Annotated in this window: 7 protein-coding genes and 2 pseudogenes; 1 reads left to right on the forward strand and 8 read right to left on the reverse strand. The window is 36.8% G+C overall.

Going from position 1 to position 7,968, the window contains the following annotated elements; genetic code table 11:
• Nucleotides 1-669: 669 nt before the first annotated feature.
• Nucleotides 670-1,497 carry a DNA/RNA non-specific endonuclease gene (locus CK510_RS22285; protein WP_095723781.1) on the reverse strand — a complete coding sequence of 276 codons (828 nt, stop codon included), beginning with the start codon at nt 1,495-1,497 and terminating at the stop codon, nt 670-672.
• Nucleotides 1,498-1,821: 324 nt separating this feature from the next.
• Between CK510_RS22285 and CK510_RS22290 the strand changes: the two genes are divergently transcribed.
• The gene (locus tag CK510_RS22290) at nt 1,822-2,577 is read left to right on the forward strand and encodes a rubrerythrin family protein (RefSeq protein WP_095723782.1); all 756 of its coding nucleotides are present in this window, start codon (nt 1,822-1,824) and stop codon (nt 2,575-2,577) included.
• A 477-nt stretch (nt 2,578-3,054) separates the two neighbouring features.
• Here the strand turns inward: CK510_RS22290 and CK510_RS31965 are convergent, their stop codons facing one another.
• From CK510_RS31965 to CK510_RS22320, 7 genes and pseudogenes are all read right to left on the reverse strand, one after another.
• Nucleotides 3,055-3,210, reverse strand: a complete 156-nt coding sequence (locus CK510_RS31965) for a hypothetical protein (protein WP_158224948.1) — start codon at nt 3,208-3,210, stop codon at nt 3,055-3,057.
• Between the two features lie 73 nt (nt 3,211-3,283).
• Nucleotides 3,284-3,472 (reverse strand): 3D domain-containing protein, encoded by a 189-nt coding sequence (locus tag CK510_RS33610; protein ID WP_245912313.1) that lies wholly within the window; start codon nt 3,470-3,472, stop codon nt 3,284-3,286.
• Nucleotides 3,473-3,613: 141 nt separating this feature from the next.
• A pseudogene (locus tag CK510_RS22295) lies at nt 3,614-4,482 on the reverse strand (MltA domain-containing protein); the annotation flags it as partial.
• Between the two features lie 141 nt (nt 4,483-4,623).
• The gene (locus tag CK510_RS22300) at nt 4,624-4,956 is read right to left on the reverse strand and encodes a DUF4351 domain-containing protein (protein WP_373695826.1); all 333 of its coding nucleotides are present in this window, start codon (nt 4,954-4,956) and stop codon (nt 4,624-4,626) included.
• Nucleotides 4,957-5,021: 65 nt separating this feature from the next.
• Nucleotides 5,022-5,989: pseudogene (locus CK510_RS34440) on the reverse strand (Rpn family recombination-promoting nuclease/putative transposase).
• 129 nt (nt 5,990-6,118) lie between these two features.
• Nucleotides 6,119-7,294, reverse strand: a complete 1,176-nt coding sequence (gene purT, locus CK510_RS22315) for a formate-dependent phosphoribosylglycinamide formyltransferase (RefSeq protein ID WP_095723785.1) — start codon at nt 7,292-7,294, stop codon at nt 6,119-6,121.
• Nucleotides 7,295-7,361: 67 nt separating this feature from the next.
• Nucleotides 7,362-7,841 (reverse strand): O-acetyl-ADP-ribose deacetylase, encoded by a 480-nt coding sequence (locus CK510_RS22320; protein WP_095723783.1) that lies wholly within the window; start codon nt 7,839-7,841, stop codon nt 7,362-7,364.
• Between the last annotated feature and the right edge of the window lie 127 nt (nt 7,842-7,968).

Genomic DNA, 7,968 nt, shown 5'->3' on the forward strand with positions numbered 1-7,968 from the left:
CTCTACGGGGTTAGATGTCAGTTGATTTGTCCTAACCGAGCAGTATTGATTAGGCATTAAGTTCTGCTTATCGCAATTCTCATTTTTTTTAATTTTTGTAAATATTTTTTTTGGGTTCTACTTATGGTATTATTGAATTAATTGAATATTTTGATTTTATTACAATCGAGTGGTTAAATTTTTAAAAATTTTAGCAGTGCCCGATTGTGAAATAACTGTCAACTACAGAATTACCATATCATGAATAACCTCCTATATTTTCTTTTCTTAAATAAAATTTACAAATATCCCATTTTTGCTTCTAAGCTGTTCCGCATTTAAATCATATAATCTAAATTATTATAATTATAATTATTGTGGGGTGGGCATCCCTGCCCTAAGAGCATGTTTGAAAAGTGTTGGAAGGTATAAACCGTCATTCTGAGTGGAGCTTTGCGGAACGTACGCGCTACGCGTTGCCGCAGGCTAGAATCTAGGCTTTAACCTAAGTACTGAGATGCTTCGTCCCTCAGCATGACACAGAAGGAGACTTTTCAAACATCCTCTAATATATGATTTAGGATTTAGGTACTTTTTAGCTTATATCAACAACATATTTCATCATGGATTTGTGCAAAATAGTATTATTCTGCGGATGTAATGAATAATACGATAGTCCCTTAACGTAAGCTAAGAATTGCGAATTGTTTTAATATCCCGACCTACTTTTGCTTCAATCACCTTTTGAATCGACTCATCCACATAATTTAAAAAATCATAACCTGTCTTTTTCTCCAATGCATCAACAGTAGTTAAATACTGACTCCAACTACTTTCCTTTTTACCATTATAATTAGGAGTATCAACTGCAATTATCCTTGTAGACTGATTAATTCCATCCAATCCCTTACCAGACTCACTGACAACAATTACCTTAAAAACCCGCTCCGGAATTGCAATCTTTCCTTTAGCAATAGTGCCTTGCTGTCCATATCCACCCGATATGATATATATTTGTTTCCCTTCATTTGCTAGACTTCTGGTATAGCTTTCTAACTCAGCCCAATAACCTTGATTATTATCAGGAGCTTGAGGAATAATATTTGTCATCAAAAAAGTTGCAGCATTATCCTCAGGATTATTACTCCTGTCAGCCGAAGGTGTCATATGTCCTTTATCGTAACCGCTACGAGTATAATCATTAGGTAAGACGCGATTCCATTCTTTAGGAATAGTATCATCAGGTTTAAAATTATTCGACCTTGGAGCATTTCCTAACCAAGATTTATTTAATTCCCAACTTACCCAATTGGGAATCCCTTTGTCTCGGTTATAAGAAAGTGCATACTGTTTTTTGAGCATTAAATAATTATTCGAGTCAGACTTAGCAGCATTACTGGGATTACCTAATATTAAATGTATGCTATCAGATTTTGTCGGTGTATCCAGCGAGCATCCAGACGTGAATACTAGTAATATCGCAATAGTTAAAATAAAAGCTTTTCTCAAGTTAAACATTAGAGATTTTACAACATTCGTTATTTATATTAATGCATAAATGTGACTCAATTAGGCTCAAAATATGTAATTTACGTTACAAATATTCGAGAAATTTGATAATGTAATACTTCACAGAAATAGAAAAACACCAAGAAATAAATTTTCCCAAATGCTTGTAAGTCTAAGTATCTCCATCCCTAATAATGATACAATTAATAAGCCAGTAGTTGGGATATTTTATTTATTTTCTGGGAATTCCTAAGTGAAGCAATTCCAGCAAGTCGAAAAAATAACCATTAGTATAAGAAAAGTAACCATTACGTGTTTAGCGCGAGCGCAATGATGAATTTCCTCACATACTTGATGCATTTGGCTGGTTCTGGTGCTGTTGCTTATTATTCTGCTGCCCAAATTCGGGATATCAAAACTCGTCCGAATATTTTAGCTGGTTATCAACTTGCGGAATCTGGTTCTGTACCTTTTTTGACTAAATTAGGAGAAAGGGCAGCCGCAGAAGGTGATACATGGTTAGCGGAAAAGCTAGCAAAACATGCTGCTGACGAAACCAGACACGGACAAGTTTTTGCCCATGCACTGAAACAGCTTGATAAACAAGTTATAGATTTTACCAATCAACCGAAAAGTCAACCGGAAGAAACCCAAACCAAAAAACCACAACAACGTAGTCCATTTTTTGCGGCATTTTTTACAGGATATACCTCAGAACAACTAAAACCAGAAGTAATTGACTGGAATGTGTTCATGGGAAGTACCTACATTCTCGAACTTGATGCGAGTAAAGACTTTGCACGGATGGCAAATGTGTTACCTGACGATGACGCTGTATCCCGCAATCTCAAGCTGGGGATGTTAAGTATTGCTCAGGATGAAAAAGGACATGCGAGTTATCTGTATGATGCGATCGCACGCAGAATGCCATCTTCCCAGGTTGAGCAACTCATTGATGTTTGGAGAGAACGCAAAACCAAAGCGATGTTAGCTTTTGCCCGAAATCTCTTGCAGAGGAAAGAAGAAACGCGATCGCTTGTTCGAGATGCTGTTCCTGCTGAGAAGGAACCTGAATTAGTTACTGTGTAGATTATGATTCCACATGCTGACCAAAATGGTCAGCGTGTACTTCTAAAATTTGTTTTGAAATAATATTTGCCGTTTTTTGTAATTTTTTAAACTCAGATAATCCTATTTACGTATTTATATTGAGAAGAAAGCAGCTTTTTATTTTTATATAAAGACAATAAAGAGACTCAGTAAGTTGTAATAAGCGAGGTTTAAGATTAGAAGTGCGATCGCGTATGCTTTTAGCATTGCCGGAGGCTAGCGACTCCATAAGAGTATCGCGCTTGTTGAATTTAGTTAGATATTTTTGTGGTTTCAATAATTTCTGTTTCCCTCATATCATGTGTTGGGTTTCACCCAACCTACGAATCTGCACACCGTAAAATTGCTTTCAACATCAATTCTTCTCTGTTTGGGTATAGGTCAAAATTTTATAATTTCCTAGTGTATACGAGAATGGGTGAAAATTGCCGAAATCTAGCTTTTATGGTTGAGATGTTATTTTTTCAGCAAAGGGTAATATAACTCACCTTTATTAACTATCCCACCTGCTCGGTCTCCTGCTTCTTTACCAATACCTATATAAACCTCGTCTACTTTGAGAACTGTAGTTTTCCACAAAGACCTTGAGATTGCTACCCTGCGGGTAGCCACTTTGTGTCTACCTTACGTCGCAATGACGGATTTGAATCTTAAAAAAAACTCCGGGTTTCATCATGGACGAGGTTTAGTAATCAACTCTACCGGGACTTTTGATTGCACCTCCTGTATCTTGATCGAGTACGTAACGACTAACAAGACGCTGTTCGATTTTTGTTGGATTAACTTGAGTTTGATTAATTTGAGTTTGATTAATTTTATTTTTACTAATAAATGGAAAGGGTGCGCGAATGATTGCTAATGCTCCGGGGGGCATTAATGATTTGTCGGTAGCAATTGACCTTTCAGGGGTAATGGGGACACTAAGACTACCACTTGCTGGGGCATTTTTTGTATCTTTAAAGAAGATAAATTGCGGATTTCTAGGTACATAATTATTTTGCTCTGTGGGATTTTTTTCAAGGTAATCTATGACTTTTTGTAGAGTAATTCCTTCTTGTGCTAATTTTCCATCTTTGATTAATTCCTTACCTAAGCTGACATAATCATGTCAGAATTTCCTGCATAGTTAATAGTTGTTTTTGTCCCATCCGCAAATTCAAGTAGGGCAGAACCTTGGACTTGAGCAATAAAGGCATCCATTCGTGATTTTAACCAAAATAATTCCAATCCTTTCAATTTCCCTTTTGCTGCTTGTAAAGCGTCTGCACCTTCCAATTCTAAACGTGTAGAATGGGGCTTTTTCCAGCTTTGAAAATCATCGGGTAAGCGATAAATAGGGTATTTATATTCTGCTGTGGGTTTGCGACTTGCTGCATAAATTGGTTTATAGTAACCTGTAAATAAAATCGTGCCTTGATTATCAGAAGCAATCGATTTATAAAAGACAAATTCTTTGTTGATAGTTGCTTGTAATTCTTCGGCATTTTGAGAATTAACAACTATTTCGCGAAATCTTTGGAGGCTTTTTTCGACCCGCGATCGCGTAATTTCGGTAACTATGTAATTTTGATAGGCTGTTGTTGCTTCTGGCGTTTTTAAATAATTTAAACTATTATCAATTGCTTTGAGTAAATTCTCTTTATCTCCCTTTTCATCGGTATTTCCCCATATTTGATGGTCGAGAAAATAGTTTTTGTCCTGTGGCTGTGTGTCTAAGGTCAAAGGTATTGAAGTAGGTGTTTTTTGAGGTTCTGAGGTCGTGATTGGTTTTTGAACTGATTGCTGGTGATTACAAGCTTGTAGGGGGAGAAGCCAAAAAGATATTATCAGGATTAGCTTTGTATTGTTGAGATGAAATGGAGTTTTCATTGAATTCATGGGCATTATAGGTAAAACAATAAAGCACAACTAAATAATTGCGATCGCATCTTAGTAGATTCGTAGGTTGGGTGAAGACGCACGAGAATCTGTAAATTTAATTAACAATCTCCGATGCGTCGTAACCCAACATTTTACTACGATTACTTAACTGCCAGTATTTTGCTCAAGCCAAGCAAGCAAATTTGAAACATCAGAAAAACTCAAAAATTCTTCTCCCAAAACTTCCAACTGCTCTGTGGACAATACTCGAACACGATCGATTATCGAAGAATCAACCTCACCAAATCGCCGATTTAACAATCGATTTAAAAATAGAAAAGCCTCTTGCTGCTTTCCCTGCTCTTGTCCTTTTTGCAAAATATCTTGATAAATAACCGATTCCTGCATAATATCCTCACTTAATAACTGACGAATTAAATCCTTCTCAAACCGCAAACCTGTTAAAATTTCAGATTCGTAGTTTGGGTGAAAACGCACGAGAATCTATAAACTTAATTAACAATCTCCAATGCGTCGTAACCCAAAATTTTACTCACGATTATTTAACTGCTCGTATTATTTTCTAGCCAAGCAACCAAATCAGATACATTTAAAAAACTCAAAAATTCTTCCCCCAACGCTTCCAATTGTTCCGTAGATAATACCCGAATACGTTCAACTATTGAAGAATCCATCTCGCCAAAACGCCGATTTAACAATCGATTTAAAAATCTAAATGCCTCTTTCTGCTCACCACGTTCCTCACCCTTTTGCAAAATATCTTGATAAATAACTGATTCCTGCATGATATCCTCACTTAATAACTGACGAATTAAATCCTTCTCAAACCGCAAACCAGCTAAAATCTCAGTATAAGCTGCCGTATTTTGTCTCGTCTTCCTATCTGCAATTCTAGCGACTTCCTGGGCAACCTGGGATAGCAACTCTCGTGGAGAATCAGTTCCACATAAAGGTGCTAGCGGTAATAATGCCGAATTACCCAGAAACAAACTCGAATCCTGCTCCCACATCCTGATAGCACGATAGCGGTGTATTGTTGTATCAGCAATTCTCATTTTAAGGTTTCATGACATTGAAACCCTTACAGTCAGAGGGTTTTACAATTCTTAACGAATCTGGGGAGCGATGAAATGGCGCAAAATCGTTTCAAAATGAGAATTGCTGTTGTTGTATCATCAACATACTGCTCAGTAAAGGCAATCTCATTATCCGTTTCCTGTAAAAATATTACTACTTGTACAACAGGACACTTATACTGACGCTTCAATCTAACCGAATAATCGAGCGTTCGGAAAGGAATCGGAGGATTAGAAACTGTTAAAGTTTGAAACTCAATATGCAAAATTCGATTATTTGTCTGTATAAAAATAACAGAATCAGCACGAATTGGTTCCAAACTTAACTCAGTTTTTAACACAGTAATATCAGTAGATTCCCCCCCAATTAACCACCTAACAAAATCTGCTGGATACTTTTCTGCAAGGATTTTACAGACATTATCAAAACCCACAATATTAACCAAATTAATATCAAAATTATATTATTATAAAATGGGTTCAGATAAATTTATAAAATTCTTAATTGTATCGCTCATAAGGGTAGGGTAAACCCCACCCCTACAAAATTTATGGGTGTTTTCTTAAATACTAACTATCTTGATTTTATTGGCAGCTTTGGTTGCTTTTTCTCGTGCTTCTTGGGTGGTGTTTGCCTTAGCTAAAGCAACTCCCATCCGACGGTAAGGATGGGATGTTGGTTTGCCAAATAGTTTAATATCTACATCTTTTTCTGCGAGTGCTTCGGCAACTCCTTCAAAACTAATTGCATCAGATTTTTCTGATGCTAAAATTACCGCGCTGGCTGATGCTGCGAATAGTTCAATGTGGGGAATTGGTAATCCGAGAACAGCACGTAAATGTAACTCAAATTCATTCAGATTTTGCGAGATTAATGTCACCATTCCTGTATCATGGGGACGGGGAGAAAGTTCGGAGAAAATTACTTCATCTTTGGTAATAAAAAATTCAACTCCAAAAATTCCTGCACCACCTAATGCATCGGTGACTTTCTTAGCGATTTCTTGTGCTTCTAAAGTTTTATCATTTGATATTTCTGCGGGTTGCCAAGACTCTTGATAATCGCCACGTTCTTGTCGATGTCCAATTGGGGTACAATATATAGTCGGTGAATTCCACTGTTTAATTGTCAGTAAAGTAATCTCAATTTCAAAATCAATAAACTCCTCAACAATTACCTTTTGAGTATCACCACGGGAACCCGATATTGCATAATTCCACGCTTTCTCAACATCACCTTTTTCTTTAACTACCGATTGCCCTTTTCCAGATGATGACATCACGGGTTTAACAACATTAGGAAATCCAATTTCATCGGAAACAGCAATTAATTCATCCAAAGTCGATGCGTAGGCATATCTAGCAGTTCTGACACCTAACTTTGTATGGGCTAATTCCCGAATGCGATCGCGATTCATCGTATAATTTGTTGCTGCGGCTGTGGGAATTACAGTAATTCCTCGCTGTTCAAATTCCACCAGTTTCTCAGTTCTAATTGCTTCAATTTCGGGAATGATTAAATCTGGTTGATGTTTACTAACAACAGCTTCCAAATCATCCGCACTCAACATTGAAATTACTTCTGCACAGTCTGCAACCTGCATCGCTGGAGCATTTTCGTATCTATCCACAGCAATAACGTAATTACCCAATCTTTGAGCGGCAATTACAAATTCTTTCCCTAGTTCTCCTGAACCCAACAACATCAACTTTTTAGGCAATTTTATCGAACTATTCATCCCAGTACCCAAATCAATCTCGAATAGTTCACACATATCATTAAATGGATCGCACTTTCACTGATGTTTATTGAATTAGTTTTAAATAACAATCATAACTATCTTGACTAAAGGTCACAAAAATTACTTGTTCTATCGAATTATTCGACTTTAGAAACTTCTCGACTTCAGTCAAAGCTATTTGTGCAGCACTTTCCATTGGAAAACGATAAGCACCAGTACTGATTGACGGAAATGCAATACTTGTTACATCATATTCTACTGCTAATTCCAAACAACGACGATAACAACTGCCTAAAAGTACATCTTCATTGCGATCGCCTCCTTGCCAAACTGGTCCGACGGTGTGAATAATATACCTTGCAGGCAATTTATAGCCTTTAGTGATTTTTGCATCACCAGTTTTACAACCGTTAAGTCTACGGCATTCTGTTAATAAATCGCTTCCTGCTGCCCGATGTATGGCACCATCAACACCACTACCACCTAATAGTGAACTATTCGCTGCATTAACAATCGCATCTACTGTTAACTTGCAGTTTTTCACTCTCCCCTATTGAAAAACGATTAAGAAGCAACAGGAATAGGAGGATGTTTTATAGAACCCATTTGGTATCTTTTATAATGTAGAAAAATCAAACTAAGAGATGAGGTAAATGTACTCAAGTAGCTTA

It is taken from the genome of Brunnivagina elsteri CCALA 953, from assembly GCF_002289455.1.
GTDB classification, from domain to species: Bacteria; Cyanobacteriota; Cyanobacteriia; order Cyanobacteriales; family Nostocaceae; genus Brunnivagina; species Brunnivagina elsteri.

Bases quoted from the DNA above. Each gene is read 5' to 3' on its own strand.
- CK510_RS33610 (WP_245912313.1), bottom strand. From the start codon at position 3,472: ATGCCCCCCGGAGCATTAGCAATCATTCGCGCACCCTTTCCATTTATT.
- CK510_RS22290 (WP_095723782.1), top strand. From the start codon at position 1,822: ATGAATTTCCTCACATACTTGATGCATTTGGCTGGTTCTGGTGCTGTT.
- purT (WP_095723785.1), bottom strand. From the start codon at position 7,294: ATGAATAGTTCGATAAAATTGCCTAAAAAGTTGATGTTGTTGGGTTCA.
- CK510_RS22285 (WP_095723781.1), bottom strand. From the start codon at position 1,497: ATGTTTAACTTGAGAAAAGCTTTTATTTTAACTATTGCGATATTACTA.